Origin of the sequence: Mesorhizobium sp. Root695 (assembly GCF_001428185.1) — a bacterium.
In the GTDB taxonomy this organism is placed as follows: domain Bacteria; phylum Pseudomonadota; class Alphaproteobacteria; order Rhizobiales; family Rhizobiaceae; genus Mesorhizobium.
On record NZ_LMHO01000003.1, the window covers coordinates 113,002 to 127,025 of the forward strand.

Sequence of the window (14,024 nt, forward strand, 5' to 3'; positions counted from 1 at the left end):
AATGACCATCAATCTGCAGAAGCCGGACATCACCGAGCTTAAGCCGCGCATCACCGTGTTCGGTGTCGGCGGCGGCGGCGGCAATGCCGTCAACAACATGATCACCGCCGGTTTGCGCGGTGTCGAGTTCGTGGTGGCCAACACCGACGCGCAGGCGCTGACCATGTCAAAGGCCTCACGGCTGATCCAGCTTGGCGCGCACGTCACCGAGGGTCTGGGCGCCGGCTCGCAGCCGGAAGTCGGCCGAGCGGCGGCGGAAGAGTGCATCGACGAGATCCTCGATCACCTGACCAACACCCATATGTGCTTCGTCACCGCCGGCATGGGCGGCGGCACCGGTACGGGCGCTGCTCCTGTCGTTGCCCGCGCGGCTCGTGAGAAGGGCATCCTCACCGTCGGCGTCGTCACCAAGCCGTTCCATTTCGAAGGTCAGCGCCGCATGAAGACGGCGGACTTCGGTATCGAGGAACTGCAGAAATGCGTCGATACGCTGATCGTCATCCCCAACCAGAATCTGTTCCGGCTGGCCAATGACAAGACCACCTTTGCCGACGCTTTCGCCATGGCCGACCAGGTGCTCTATTCCGGCGTTGCCTGCATCACCGACCTGATGGTCAAGGAAGGCCTGATCAATCTCGATTTCGCCGACGTCCGCTCGGTCATGCGCGAGATGGGCAAGGCGATGATGGGCACCGGCGAGGCTTCCGGCGAGGGCCGCGCGATGGCCGCCGCCGAAGCAGCGATCGCCAATCCGCTGCTCGACGAGACCTCGATGAAGGGCGCCAAGGGCCTGCTGATCTCGATCACCGGCGGCCGCGACCTGACGCTGTTCGAAGTCGACGAGGCGGCAACCCGTATCCGCGAGGAAGTCGACCAGGACGCCAACATCATTCTGGGCGCCACCTTCGACGAGGAACTCGAAGGTGTCATCCGCGTCTCGGTGGTTGCCACCGGCATCGACAAGTCGGCGGCTGAAATCGCCGCTGCGCCGATCTCGATCCGCACGGCGCCGCCGAAGCCGGTCAGCCGCCCGGCCGTTGCCGCTGTGGAAAGCCGCCCGGCGCCGGTCCAGCAGACCACGTACGAACCGCGCGCCGCCGATCCGGTCGCCGAAGCCATCCAGTTGGCCGAAGCCAATGCCGCGGCCATGGCACAGGCGCGCCCGGCTCCCGTTGCCCATGCGGACGATTTCCGCCCGCAGAGCAAGATCTTCCAGGCGCCGCCAGCACAGCCGATGCCGCAGCCGGTGGTCCAGCAGATGCAGCCGGCTCCGCAGCCGCGCGAAATGCTGCAGCGCGAAGCCCCGCAGCCGGTTGCCATGGCGCCGCAGCGTATGCCGCGCGTCGAGGACTTTCCGCCCGTCGTCAAGGCCGAGGTGGATGCCAAGAGCCGCCCGGTCGACCACGAGAACAACAGCGGACCGATGGGCCTGCTGAAGCGCCTGACCAACGGCCTGACCCGCCGCGAAGAAGAGCCTGCACGGCTGCAGCCAGCGCAGCCGCGCGAGCCCAAGCTGCGCCAGGCAGCGCCCGAAGTGCGTCGTCTCGCCAGTCAGGACGCGCAGCTCTACGCGCCGCGCCGTGGTCAGCTCGACGATCAGGGCCGCCTGACACCGCAAGTGAGGTCGACTCACGAAGACGATCAGCTGGAGATTCCGGCGTTCCTGCGCCGCCAGGCCAACTGATTGGTAAACCGACTGTAACATTTGTTAACAGGCAAGCGAGGAATCGCTTGCCTGTTAACGTTTTAAATGGTGTGATTTCAATCGCTTACCAAGTCGTGCCCACTCCAGTTCGCGGTTACACAGAGTAAGAAACCGTGATTTGGAGTCTCCCTGACGGGACATTATCTTCGCTGCCTACCATCGTCGGTTTGCCGGGATTTCGGGGGAAGTCGCCCTGTCTGCCGATTCACACAAGAGCCGCGCCCTAGGGCTGGAGAAGCGGACCTAGGCATTACGGGCTTATGGGGATTGTCTTGCACGACTATCAGACGACATTGAAGACGCGCGCGTCGCTTACTGGCATCGGCGTCCACAGCGGCAAGGAAGTTTCCATCAGCTTTTTGCCAGCGGATGCCGACACCGGCATCGTTTTCCAGCTTTTCAACGGTGCGGAGCAGGGCCACGAGTTCCGCGCCCTGGTGTCGGAAGTTGGCGCTACCGACCTGTGCACCATGCTTGGCGATCCCGCTGGCGAGCACATCGCCACGGTAGAGCACATCATGGCGGCGCTGTTAGGGCTCGGCATCGACAATGTCGCCATCGAGATCGATGGCTCCGAGGTTCCGATCTTCGATGGCAGCGCCATGGCGTTCGTCGAAGCCATCGACCAGGCGGGCATCGAGACGCTCTCGGTCAAGCGCCGCTATATCAGGGTCATCAAGCCGGTCCGCATCGAGAACGGCGCCTCCTGGGCGGAGTTCAGGCCCTATGACGGCACCCGTTTCGAGATCGAGATCGACTTCGAGAGCCCGGCGATCGGCCGTCAGCTGTTCGCCTCCGACCTCAATGCCGATATCTTCCGCCGCGACATCGCGCGCGCCCGCACCTTCGGCTTCATGAAGGATGTCGAGCGTCTGTGGGCCGCCGGCTACGCGCTCGGCTCCTCGCTGGAGAACTCGCTGGTGATTGGTGACGACAACCGCGTCATCAACATGGGCGGCCTGCGCTATCCCAACGAATTCGTGCGCCACAAGACGCTGGACGCCATGGGTGACCTGGCGCTGGCCGGCGCCCGTTTCATTGGCTGCTTCCGCTCCTATCGCGGTGGCCACAGGATGAATGCCGCGGCTCTGCGCCGCCTGCTGTCGGACCGCACCGCGTTCGAAATCGTCGAGACGACGCGCCGCGAGCGTGGCCGCAGCGCCGAGATGAATGCCGTCAATGCGCCGCTCTATGCGCCCTGGATGATCTGATTTTCTTCATTTTTCTCGGGTTCCATGGCGGGCGGCCGGTGTTGCATGAATGCACCACCTGTCGGTGAAATTGCACTGATGTTCAAGCTGTGTCCGGCCGCCTTAAAAATGCGCGATTGGCCGGAGATAGCGTTGCCGGATAAGGCGGTTATGGTTTATGGCTGCTGCCGTCGATTAGGGCATGTCGTTCAAAAGTGGGGACCAGTTTTGAAACAATGGCATGCTACGGGCATTAAAATAACGCCGAAAGGGCGGAATCCAATCATGTTCTTCAAGCGAGTTGGTCAATTGAAAGCGCCGCAGAGGGCTGTTTTCCTGGCGCTTTCGGTGGTTGTTCCATCGCTCTTTCTATCGGCCTGCATGTCGTCGGAGAAAGATATCGACCTGTCGACCTATGTCGACCAGACCGAGCCGGCCGATGTTCTCTACAATCAGGGCCTGGCCAATCTCAATGCTGGCCGGCTGCAAGAGGCAAGCCGCAAGTTCGACGCTGTCGACCGCCAGCACCCCTATTCGGAGTGGGCCCGCAAATCGATGGTGATGGGCGCTTTCGCCGACTACCGCCAGGGCCACTACGACGAGGCGATCGGCTCGGCCAAGCGCTATCTCACGCTCTATCCGTCAACCGATGACGCCGCCTACGCACAGTACATCATCGGCTTGAGCTACTACCGTCAGATCAAGGACGTGACGCAGGACCAGAAGGAAGCGCGCCAAACCGTTCAGACGATGCAGGACCTGGTGACGCGCTGGCCGACATCGGAATATGTCGACGATGCCAAGGAAAAGATCCGCTTCGCCAACGATCAGCTGGCCGGCAAGGAGATGCAGATCGGCCGCTATTACCTCGAGCGCCGCGAATACATCGCCGCCGTCAAGCGCTTCCGCACCGTGGTCGAGAGCTATTCCAACACGCGCCATGTCGAGGAGGCGCTCGCCCGCCTGACCGAAAGCTACTACGCGATGGGCCTGACCTCGGAGGCGCAGACCGCTGCCGCCGTGCTCGGCACCAACTACCCTGACAGTCCGTGGTACAAGGATTCCTACAAGCTCTTGCAGAGCAATGGGCTTGCACCGCGCGAAAATGCCGGGTCGTGGATATCCAAGGCCGGAAAGATGATCACCGGCGCCTGATCCCAAGCAGACTTCGCGGGCTTCGCCAACGCGCGTCCGCTTGGTTTTCCTGGTTTGTCGCAGGTTCTTGTCGCAAAACCGCACGACACTTTTGCGGAACCTGCTTGGAGCAGTTCACCGTTTCGGGGAAACTGCGAACCGCTCCAACTCTTTGTTTTGGAGCAATTCCGGAAGGAAAACCGTTTCACACTTTTCCTGGAATTGCTCTGGAGCATTCGGACCGAAGCGTGCGCAGCGCTTTTTCGGATTGATCCGACGCTCAAACAAAAAGATAGTGCGGCGCTGCGACTCCAAATGGTCGCGTGCCGTTCTAGATTCGGGTTCTGATGCTTTCCAGACTGTCGATCCGCGATATCGTCCTGATCGAGAAGCTGGATATCGACTTCCAGCCGGGTCTTTCGGTGCTGACCGGCGAAACCGGCGCCGGCAAATCCATCCTGCTCGATGCCTTGTCGCTGGCGCTCGGCGCGCGTGGCGACGCGTCGCTGGTGCGCCATGGCGCGGCGCAAGGCCAAGTCATCGCCGTCTTCGACGTGCCGCGCAACCATCCGGTGCGCGCGCTGCTTGCCGAAAACGCCATAGAGGATGACGGCGACATTATCCTGCGCCGCCTGCAGACGGCGGATGGCCGCACCCGCGTCTTCGTCAACGATCAGCCTTCAAGCGTCACCTTGATGCGCGATGTCGGCCGCGCGTTGGTCGAAATCCACGGTCAGCACGACGAACGCGCGCTGGTCGATCCCGGCGCGCACCGCGAGGTGCTCGACGCTTTCGGCGGCCATCTCGGCGCCGTTCGCTCGACGGGCGAGGCATGGCGGCACTGGCGCGCCTGCGAGCAGGAGCTGTCGCGCCACCGCGCCAAGGTGGCGGCGGCCGCGCGCGAGGCCGACTATCTGCGTGCGGCGGTGGCGGAGCTGACAAAGCTTGATCCGCAGCCGGGTGAGGAGACCGATCTTGCCGAACTGCGCGCATCGATGATGCGGGCCGAGAAGATCGCATCGGAAATCCATGATGCGCAGGATGTGCTGTCCGGCCCGTCCTCGCCCTTGCCGCAACTGGCCAGCCTGCTCAGACGGCTGCAGCGCAAGGTGACGGAGGCGCCCGGCCTGCTCGACGACGTGGTCAAGTCGCTGGATGAGGCGATGCTGTCGCTCGACGCTGCGCAATCGGGCGTCGAGGCCGCACTGCGAGCCACCGAATATGATCCGCAGCGGCTGGAGAAGGCGGAGGAGCGGCTGTTTTCGCTGCGCGCGGCCTCGCGCAAGCACAGCGTCGCCGTCGACGACCTGGCGCAGCTGCGCGATACGATGTCGGCCGATCTCGCCGATCTCGATGCCGGCGAGGAGCGCCTGCACGGGTTGGAAAAGCAGGCCACTGCCGCGCGTGAGACCTATGACATTGCCGCCGCGCAGCTGTCCTCGCTTCGTCATGCGGCTGCGGTCGGCCTGACCAAGGCGGTCATGGCCGAATTGCCGGCGCTGAAGCTCGAACGCGCCGCCTTTATTGTGGAAATGAAAAGCGAGGCCGAAAGCCGCATGGAAGAGGGCATCGACCAGATCGAGTTCTGGGTGCGCACCAATCCCGGCACGCGGCCCGGCCCGATGATGAAGGTGGCTTCCGGCGGCGAGCTCTCGCGCTTCCTTTTGGCACTGAAAGTGGCGCTGGCCGACCGTGGCTCGGCGCCGACGCTGGTGTTCGATGAAATCGACACCGGCGTGGGCGGCGCTGTCGCCGATGCCATCGGCCAACGGCTGGCGCGGCTGTCGAAGCGTGTGCAGGTGCTCTCGGTCACGCACGCGCCACAGGTGGCGGCGCGCGCGGCGACGCATTTCCTGATCTCCAAATCCGGCACCACCGACCATGTCGCCACCGGCATTGCCGAAATGGACCGGCCGGCGCGGCAGGAAGAGATCGCGCGCATGCTGGCCGGCGCCACCATCACGGACGAGGCCCGTGCCGCCGCCGAGCGGCTGCTGCGCGAGAATACCACGGCGGCATAAGAAAAACGGGTGTCAGGGATCGAGTCAGGATATGGCTCCATCCCGCTGTTCAGGAATGCTTTTCCCAAAATCCTGATCTATTGTGGCGGGCCACCGTCCGGGGAAGGAAAGCATGGCTGAAAAACCTGTCGATTCGCTCAGTGAGAGCGAGGCCGAAGCCGAACTGAAGCGCCTGGCGGAAGAGATCGCCGAGCACGACCGGCGCTACCATACCGAAGATGCGCCTGTTATCACCGATGCTGAGTATGATGCCCTGGCACGGCGCAACCTTGCCATCGAGGAGCGCTTTCCAGCGCTGGTGCGCGAGGATTCGCCATCGCGCAGGGTAGGTGCAGCACCTGCGGAAGGCTTTGCCAAGGTGCGTCATGCGGTGCCGATGCTCAGCCTCGCCAAGGCCTATACCGACGAGGACGTCACCGATTTCCTCGAACGCGGCCGGCGATTCTTCGATCGCGACAAGGATCTCGACATCGCCTTCACGGCCGAGCCGAAGATCGACGGCCTGTCGGCTTCGCTGCGCTACGAGAACGGCGTGTTCGTGCAGGGCGCAACGCGCGGCGACGGCACTGTCGGCGAAGACATCACCGCCAACCTGCGGACAATCGCCGACATCCCGGCGAAGCTGAAGGGCTCGGGCTGGCCCGAAATCATTGAGATACGCGGCGAAGTCTACATGACCTACGCGGAATTCGAGGCGCTGAAGCAGCGCTCGGCCGCGGTCGGCGGCCAGGACTACGTCAATCCGCGCAACACGGCGGCCGGGTCGCTGCGCCAGAAGGATCCGTCCGTTACCGCCAGCCGCAACCTCAAATTCTTCGCCTATGCCTGGGGCTACACGACAGCGGATCCGGCTCCGACCCAATATGATTCGGTGCAGAAATTCGCCGAGTGGGGGTTCAAGATCAGTCCGCTGATGGTCAGGGCGAAATCGGTTGATGATCTGGTCGCCCAGTATCGCCTCATCGAGGAGCAGCGCTCGTCGCTGGGCTACGACATTGATGGCGTCGTCTACAAGGTCGACCAGCTGGAGCTGCAGCGCAGATGGGGGTTCGTCACCGGCGAGCCGCGCTGGGCCGTCGCGCACAAATTTCCGGCCGAACAGGCGATGACGACCGTGCAGAAGATCGACATCCAGGTCGGCCGCACCGGCACGCTGGCGCCGGTTGCGCGGCTGGCGCCGGTCACGGTTGGCGGCGTCGTGGTCGAGAATGTCACGCTGCACAATGAGGACTACATCAAGGGCCTGGACAGCACTGGCCAGCCGATCCGCGACGGCATCGACGTGCGCATCGGCGATACGGTCGTGATCCAGCGGGCGGGCGATGTCATTCCGCAGATCGTCAGTGTCGTCATCGACAAGCGGCCGCCCGATGCCGTGCCCTACGAGTTCCCGCAAACCTGTCCGATCTGCGGCTCGCCGGCGACGCGCGAGATCAATGAGAAGACCGGCAAGGAAGATTCCCGCCGCCGCTGCACCGGCGAACTGATTTGTCCGGCGCAGGCGGTGGAAGGATTGCGCCACTTCGTGTCACGCGGTGCCCTGGACATCGAAGGCCTCGGGGCGGAGAACATAGACACCTTCTTCAATGCGGGATTGATCAAGACCGCCGCCGATATCTTCACGCTCAAGGATCGCCGTCCGGCCGTCACCAGGGCGCTGGCCGAGCGGCGTGAGGAGCAGGCCAGGCAGCGCGAGGCTGCATCGGGCAAGACGCGCAAGAACGTGCGCAGCGTCGAGGATCGCAACTATGAGGGCCTCGACAAGCTGTTCGCCGCCATCGACTCGCGCCGCGAGCCGGAGCTGGACCGCTTCATCTTCGCGCTCGGCATCCGCCATATTGGCGAAACGACGGCCGCCGTGCTTGCCCGGACCTTCTCGACCATCGAGGAGCTGATCCGCGTCGGCAAGGAGACAGCGGCGGCAGCCGATCCGCACAGCGTTTTCCCATCGGTCAACGGTATCGGTGATACAGTGATCGATGCGTTGCGCGACTTCTTCGGCAATGAGCGCAATGACGACGTGCTTGATGCGCTGCTCACGCAAGTCAAGCCGAAGCCGTATATCGTCAACGTCGCGACCGACAGTGAGGTCGCCGGCAAGACGGTCGTGTTCACGGGCTCGCTCGAGAAGATGACACGCTCCGAAGCCAAGGCAATGGCGGAGCGCCTCGGCGCCAAGGTCGCGGGCTCGGTTTCGGCGAAGACGGATCTGGTGGTGGCCGGACCGGGTGCCGGCTCCAAGCTCAAGCTTGCCAGCGAGCTCGGCATCGAGGTGATCGACGAGGATGCCTGGCTGGCGCGGATCGGCAAGGCGTGATGGAAGGCGCATTCAAAGGGTTCGGGCCAAAGGCCATTCCGTTCCTGAAGGCGCTGGACTTCCACCAGAGCCGCGAATGGTTCCTGGAAAACCGCGACCTGTTCGAACAGGAATTGCGCGATCCCCTCAGTGATCTCGTCGACACGCTGACCGAGCGCTTCGCAAAGGCAGGCCTCGGCCTGCGCGGCGACCGCAAGAAGTCGCTGTTCCGCATCAATCGCGACGTGCGCTTCGCCAAGGACAAACGGCCCTACAACAGGCATTTGTCGGCCATCCTGTCGCCAGACGGCACCAAGATGGAGCAGGGCGTGTTCTATGTGCATATCGGGCTTGAGCGCTGCTTTGCCGGCGTCGCTTGGTGGCAACCCGAGGCAGCGCTGCTGCTGGCGCTGCGCAAAGCCATCGCGACGCGACCGGACACGTTTCGCGCCATGGTGGCGGCGTTGAAGAGGAACCGTCTTGAACTCGAGACGGAAGGCCGCATGAAACGTACGCCACGCGGCTTCGAGCATATCAGCGATGCTGACCTGGTCGCCGCCATCCGCCACCGACATTTTGTCGTCCAGCATGTCATCGATCCGGCGGGAATCCATACGGCTGATCTGGTCGACGAACTCGTCGATTTCACCTTGCGCGCCAAGCCGCTGCTCGACTGGGGCAGGGCGATCGAGGGCAAGACCCTCGCCGGCTAGCCCTTCGACGAGGCGCCTTGTCGATCATTTCCGCTGATCATTTGGCTCAAGCGAATTCGTGTGACAGCGCAGGCTGTGCCACCTACATACCGCCATTCCCTTGTTGTTGTGCATGTCGTTGTCCCAAAACCGCTACGCACTTTTGGGCGACCTGCATCAGGAGTGGTCGATGGCGACGGACGTAATTTCCGAGAGCGGCGCGAAAAGCGATTTCTGGCAGGGTGTGCGGCTGTCGATGCCTGTCGTGGTGGCGTCGGCGCCGTTTGCGGTGCTGTTCGGCGCGCTCGCCGTCGACAATGGCTTCTCGGTCCTGGAGGCCTTCCTGATGAGCGCGCTGGTCTATGGCGGCGCCAGCCAGATGGTCGGCATCCAGCTGTTCGGCCAGCATGTGGCGCCGTGGCTGATCGTGCTGTCGATCTTTGCCGTCAATTTCCGTCACGTGCTCTATTCCGCCGGCATCGGCCGGCGCATCGCGCACTGGCCCATCATCCAGCAGGCGCTCGGCTATTTCATCCTCACCGATCCGCAGTTCGCGGTGGCCGAGGCGCGCGCGCAATCCGGCCAGACGGTCGGCTTTGCCTGGTATCTGGGACTTGGCCTGCCGGTCTATGTGTTCTGGATAATCGAAAGCGCGCTCGGCGCGGTGTTCGGCAAGCTGATCCCCGACACGCATGCGCTGGGCATCGATTTCCTGTTGCCGATCTATTTCCTCGGTCTTGTCCTGGGCTTCCGCAAGCGGCCGCTGTGGCTGCCGGTGGTCATTGCCAGTGGCGCCGCCTCGATCGTCGCCTACAAGACGGTGGGCTCGCCCTGGCATGTCTCGATCGGCGCGATTGCCGGCGTGCTGCTGGCGGTCATCCTGCCACCTCACCACAGCGGCGTGAAGGCACGGCCATGAGCACGACATTCTGGATCATCATCGCCGGCGCGATCGCCACCTATCTCACCCGCATCGGCGGACATCTGGTCATCTCCCGTTTCGACACCATCCATCCGCGTGTGGAAGCCGGTCTCAACGCCGTGCCGGCGGCGGTGCTGACGACGCTGGTGGCGCCCGAACTGTTGAATGCCGGGCCGGCGGAATGGGCAGCTCTGGTCGTCACCGCCGTCGTGTCACTGCGCGGTGGGCTGATGGCGATGTTTCTGGCGGGCGCGGCGGTGTTGATTTTGGCGCGGCAATTTGTGGGCTAGGGTCTGGGCGCGATCGACTTGAGCCGTTAGCGCTGCCCCTCATCTGCCTGCCGGCATCTTCTCCCCGTATAGTGACGGGAGAAGGGAGCTGTCTCAACCTCGGCGCTTTTCTGCAACGTTGGCGGTTGGCGAAATCGTCGATGACGGCATCCTTCTCCCCGTCACTATACGGGGAGAAGTGCCCGGCAGGGCGATGAGGGGCGGCGCCGCCCTTCCAAGACTGATTTCAAATCTTGGCGTCGTGCGGCAGCGGCGCTGTCGCCTTTTCCAGCCAGGCCAGCGTTTCGCCGTCGAGCATCGGCCCGATCTCGGCCAGCACGCGCGCGTGATATGTGTCGAACCAATGCAGCTCCTCGCGCGTCAACAGATCCGACCGCACCAGTCGCTTGTCGATCGGCGCCAGCGTCAACGTCTCGAAGCCGTGCATGGCGATGTCGCCGCCCTCGATCTCCTCCGCCGGCGTCACCAGGATCAGGTTCTCGATCCGGATGCCGTAGGAGCCTTCCTTGTAATAGCCCGGCTCGTTGGACAGCATCATGCCTTCGAGCAGCTTTTCGGTGCCGGTTCGAGCGATGCGCTGCGGGCCTTCATGCACGGCCAGATACGAGCCGACGCCATGGCCGGTGCCGTGGGCGAAGTCGCAGCCGTGCTTCCACAGCGCCATGCGCGCGACGGCATCGATTTCCGAGCCGCGCGTGCCGGCGGGAAAGCGCAAGGTAGAGATGCCGATCATGCCTTTCAGCACCAGCGTGAAGCGTTCGCGCATTTCCTCGATCGGCTGGCCGATCGGCACGGTGCGGGTGATGTCGGTGGTGCCGTCCTGATATTGTGCGCCGGAATCGAGCAGGAACAGTTCGCCGGCCCGCAGCTTGCGGCTGGTGGCGCGCGACACGCGGTAATGCATGATGGCGCCGTTCGGGCCGGCACCGGAAATGGTGTCGAAGGAGACGTCGCGCAGCGGCATCTGGGTTTCCTCGCCCGTCTGCCGCCGCGACTCCTCCAGCCTGGTGACGACTGATATCTCGTCGAGCGAACCGGGTTTTTGCCGATCCAGCCAGCACAGCAATTTCGCCACAGCCGCGCCATCGCGGCGATGCGCGGCGCGCGAGCCGTTGATCTCGGCCTGGTTCTTGGTGGCGCGCGGGATGCGGGCAGGGTCAACTGCCGTAATCACGGTGCCGCCATTGGCTTCGACCAGCATGCGCAGCCTGTCGGCCGCCAGCACCGGGTCGAGCGCGATTTTCGCGCCACTCTTGGCAAGCGCCACGATTGCCGCTTCGAATTTGCCGGGCTCATGCGGCTCGGCGAGCTGGGTGAGGTAGGCCGCGACCTGGCGCGAGAATTTGCGCTTATCCATGAAAAGCTGGTGCGACCCATCGGCGGCGAGGATGGCGAAGCCGAGCGCCAGCGGCGTGTGCGGCACGTCACCGCCACGGATGTTGAAGGCCCAGGCAATGGAGGAGGGGTCGGTCAGCGCGGCATGGGTGGCACCGTCCTTGGCGATCGCAATTGCCAGCCGCGCCAGCTTGTCCTTGGCGAGCTCGCCGGCAAAACCGATCGGATGAAGTTCGACTGGCGCCACCGGCGCCTCGGGCTGATCCTTCCAGATGATGTCGATCGGGTTCTTGTCGAGCGGCACCAGCACGGCGCCTGATTTGTCGGCCGAGGCCTGCAACGCCTTGACCTCGCTGATCGTGTGCAGCCATGGATCGAAGCTGAGCCGTGCGCCCTTGCCAAGATTGTCTTTGAGCCAGACGGCCGGCGGATTGTCGACCAGGCTTTCGATCGAAAAGACGTCGAGATCGACCTCGCTGCGCACCTGCAGCGTGTAGCGCCCATCGACAAAGACGAAGGCGCGGTCGCGCAGTACGATGGCCACACCGGCCGAGCCGCTGAAGCCGGTCAGCCATTTCAGCCGCGCCGAACGGTCGGCGACATATTCGCCCTGGTGCTCGTCGGCGCGCGGCACGATGAAACCATCAAGCCCGTTGGCTTCAAGCCATTGGCGCAGCAGCGCCACGCGTGGCTTGCCGACGGCCGGGTCGCCCGCGGAATCGAAGGTCTGGAACATGGTGGGCCTCCTGCAGTCAGCGCAACCGTAGCGTACGGTCGCGAAAATCGGAATCGATTTCCGGCTGGGCGCAACCTGCTACAGCATCGCTTGACTGACAACCGGCGGAACTTGGTCCAAGCCGGGTCGTTGCCGGCCTGTCTGCCTCAGTGCTTGAGATGGATCGTCACCCAGCCCTCGCGGTGCAAGGTTCTGATATGGCGGAAGTTCTGACCGACATAGGCCGCGACGACGGCGTCGCGCTGTCGTTCGAGGATGCCTGACAGCACGATGGAGCCGCCAAGCGCGATATGACCGGCCATTTGTGGCGCCAGCCGCATCAGCGGCCGTGCCAATATGTTGGCGACGATGAGATCGAAAGGCGCGCGCTTGCCAAAGATCGGGTGGTGGAAGCCCGGCGCGGTCACTGTCTCCACCAGCGTCTTGACGTGGTTGAGCCGCACGTTGGCGGCAGCCACCTTTACCGCCACCGGATCGATGTCGGTCGCCAGCACCGGAATATGCGCCAGCTTGGCGACGGCAATCGCCAGCACCGCACTGCCGGTGCCAAGGTCGAGCGCATTGCGCGCATGCTCGCGCCGCACCACTCTTTCCAGCATCTCCAGGCAGCCGGCGGTGGTCCCGTGGTGGCCGGTGCCGAAGGCGAGGCCGGCCTCGATTTCGATGGCGAGCTCGCCGCTGTGGCGCTTGCGGCGGTCATGCGCGCCGTGGACGAAGAAACGGCCGGCGCGCACCGGCTTCAGCTCTTCCAGCGAATGCGCCACCCAGTCGATGTCGGGCAGGGCCTCGCGCTCGATCGGCTTCGACAGGGAGAGCCCGGCAAGGATGTCCTTCAAGCGGCTTTCGACCATTTCGATGTCGCCATCGGCATAGAGCGACACTTCGTGGATGTCTTTGTCCTCGTCGACCTCCAGGACGGCGATCGGCAGGCCTTCTTCTTCGAAGGCCGCCTCGAGCGCCGCGAAAATGCTGATGGACTCGATCTTTCCGGTGATGAAATGCAGCCGCGTCTGGGTCATGGGTTCCTGTGTCAGCCTTTCGCCGCCAGACGCTTCAGTTTGGCGACGGCCGTTTCCGAACTTTCGCCATAGGCGATTGTGCCGGCGAAGTCGCCCTTGGCGTTGAGCAGCAGCACCGAGGCGGTGTGGTCCATCGTGTAGTCGCCGTCGCCGGTGTCGACCTTCTTCCAGTAGATGCCGAACGACTTGGCCATCGCGTGAACCTTGTCCGGATCGCCTGTGATGCCGGTGATGCGGTCGGAGAAATTGCTGACATAGGCGTTCATGACGTCGGGCGTGTCGCGCTCCGGATCGACCGAGACGAAATAGGCGTGCAGATTCTTGCCGTCGTCGCCGAGCGTCTTCAGCCAACCGGCGAGTTCGAACAGCGTGGTCGGGCAGACCTCGGGGCAATGGGTGAAGCCGAAGAAGACGACGCTGGGCTGGCTCCTGAAGGCGGCCTCGGTGATCGGCGCGCCTTTCTGATCGACCAGGGTAAAGGCGGCGCCGAAGGGCTCGCCGCCATAGTGGCCGCGGTACCAGTCGAAGGTCAGCCAGCCGATGCCGGCCGCCATCAGGACGAGAATTCCGACCAGGATAGAACGCATCATCAGAAAAGTCCGTCTGCAGAAATCGTCGCGCCGGCTCAGTGCCGCGCCCGTGCGACAGTCTTAGCGGTTCGGCCCCGTGCAGGCAAAGTGCCGC

At 63.8% G+C, this 14,024-nt stretch carries 11 protein-coding genes; 8 read left to right on the plus strand and 3 right to left on the minus strand.

Translation table 11 applies throughout. The annotated features are described in order from the left end of the window. Window position 1: 1 nt before the first annotated feature. From ftsZ to ASD99_RS04715, 8 genes are all read left to right on the plus strand, one after another. Window positions 2–1,684 (plus strand): cell division protein FtsZ, encoded by a 1,683-nt coding sequence (ftsZ, locus tag ASD99_RS04680; protein ID WP_056582921.1) that lies wholly within the window; start codon window positions 2–4, stop codon window positions 1,682–1,684. Window positions 1,685–1,965: 281 nt separating this feature from the next. Further along, a complete protein-coding gene (lpxC, locus tag ASD99_RS04685; RefSeq protein WP_056582923.1) occupies window positions 1,966–2,916 on the plus strand; it encodes a UDP-3-O-acyl-N-acetylglucosamine deacetylase in 951 nt (316 codons plus the stop codon). Window positions 2,917–3,180: 264 nt separating this feature from the next. Next, on the plus strand, window positions 3,181–4,050 hold the full coding sequence (locus ASD99_RS04690) for an outer membrane protein assembly factor BamD (RefSeq protein ID WP_056582925.1): 870 nt from the start codon (window positions 3,181–3,183) through the stop codon (window positions 4,048–4,050). Between the two features lie 326 nt (window positions 4,051–4,376). Beyond that, entirely contained in the window at window positions 4,377–6,050 is a 1,674-nt protein-coding gene (gene recN / locus ASD99_RS04695; RefSeq protein WP_057142889.1) for a DNA repair protein RecN, read from the plus strand. A gap of 112 nt (window positions 6,051–6,162) precedes the next feature. Beyond that, entirely contained in the window at window positions 6,163–8,367 is a 2,205-nt protein-coding gene (gene ligA, locus ASD99_RS04700; RefSeq protein WP_057142890.1) for an NAD-dependent DNA ligase LigA, read from the plus strand. Beyond that, window positions 8,367–9,059, plus strand: coding sequence for a DUF2461 domain-containing protein (locus ASD99_RS04705; RefSeq protein ID WP_056582931.1), 693 nt, complete (start codon window positions 8,367–8,369; stop codon window positions 9,057–9,059). The genes ligA and ASD99_RS04705 overlap by 1 nt, the downstream gene beginning before the upstream one ends. Window positions 9,060–9,228: 169 nt before the next feature. Then, the gene (locus tag ASD99_RS04710; protein ID WP_057142985.1) at window positions 9,229–9,957 is read left to right on the plus strand and encodes an AzlC family ABC transporter permease; all 729 of its coding nucleotides are present in this window, start codon (window positions 9,229–9,231) and stop codon (window positions 9,955–9,957) included. Then, complete coding sequence (locus tag ASD99_RS04715; protein WP_057142891.1) at window positions 9,954–10,250, plus strand: AzlD family protein; 297 nt, start codon at window positions 9,954–9,956, stop codon at window positions 10,248–10,250. The genes ASD99_RS04710 and ASD99_RS04715 overlap by 4 nt, the downstream gene beginning before the upstream one ends. A gap of 226 nt (window positions 10,251–10,476) precedes the next feature. On the opposite strand, the gene ASD99_RS04720 is transcribed toward ASD99_RS04715, so the two are convergent. The 3 genes from ASD99_RS04720 to ASD99_RS04730 all read right to left on the minus strand — a co-directional run bounded on the left by ASD99_RS04720 (window position 10,477) and on the right by ASD99_RS04730 (window position 13,930). After that, complete coding sequence (locus ASD99_RS04720) at window positions 10,477–12,321, minus strand: aminopeptidase P family protein (RefSeq protein ID WP_057142892.1); 1,845 nt, start codon at window positions 12,319–12,321, stop codon at window positions 10,477–10,479. A 146-nt stretch (window positions 12,322–12,467) separates the two neighbouring features. Then, window positions 12,468–13,340 (minus strand): 50S ribosomal protein L11 methyltransferase, encoded by an 873-nt coding sequence (locus ASD99_RS04725; protein WP_057142893.1) that lies wholly within the window; start codon window positions 13,338–13,340, stop codon window positions 12,468–12,470. 11 nt (window positions 13,341–13,351) lie between these two features. Then, a complete protein-coding gene (locus ASD99_RS04730) occupies window positions 13,352–13,930 on the minus strand; it encodes an SCO family protein (RefSeq protein WP_056582938.1) in 579 nt (192 codons plus the stop codon). Between the last annotated feature and the right edge of the window lie 94 nt (window positions 13,931–14,024).

Coding starts and splice junctions, on each gene's coding strand:
- ftsZ (WP_056582921.1), top strand. CDS start 2: ATGACCATCAATCTGCAGAAGCCGGACATCACCGAGCTTAAGCCGCGC.
- lpxC (WP_056582923.1), top strand. CDS start 1,966: ATGGGGATTGTCTTGCACGACTATCAGACGACATTGAAGACGCGCGCG.
- ASD99_RS04690 (WP_056582925.1), top strand. CDS start 3,181: ATGTTCTTCAAGCGAGTTGGTCAATTGAAAGCGCCGCAGAGGGCTGTT.
- recN (WP_057142889.1), top strand. CDS start 4,377: ATGCTTTCCAGACTGTCGATCCGCGATATCGTCCTGATCGAGAAGCTG.
- ligA (WP_057142890.1), top strand. CDS start 6,163: ATGGCTGAAAAACCTGTCGATTCGCTCAGTGAGAGCGAGGCCGAAGCC.
- ASD99_RS04705 (WP_056582931.1), top strand. CDS start 8,367: ATGGAAGGCGCATTCAAAGGGTTCGGGCCAAAGGCCATTCCGTTCCTG.
- ASD99_RS04710 (WP_057142985.1), top strand. CDS start 9,229: ATGGCGACGGACGTAATTTCCGAGAGCGGCGCGAAAAGCGATTTCTGG.
- ASD99_RS04715 (WP_057142891.1), top strand. CDS start 9,954: ATGAGCACGACATTCTGGATCATCATCGCCGGCGCGATCGCCACCTAT.
- ASD99_RS04720 (WP_057142892.1), bottom strand. CDS start 12,321: ATGTTCCAGACCTTCGATTCCGCGGGCGACCCGGCCGTCGGCAAGCCA.
- ASD99_RS04725 (WP_057142893.1), bottom strand. CDS start 13,340: ATGACCCAGACGCGGCTGCATTTCATCACCGGAAAGATCGAGTCCATC.
- ASD99_RS04730 (WP_056582938.1), bottom strand. CDS start 13,930: ATGATGCGTTCTATCCTGGTCGGAATTCTCGTCCTGATGGCGGCCGGC.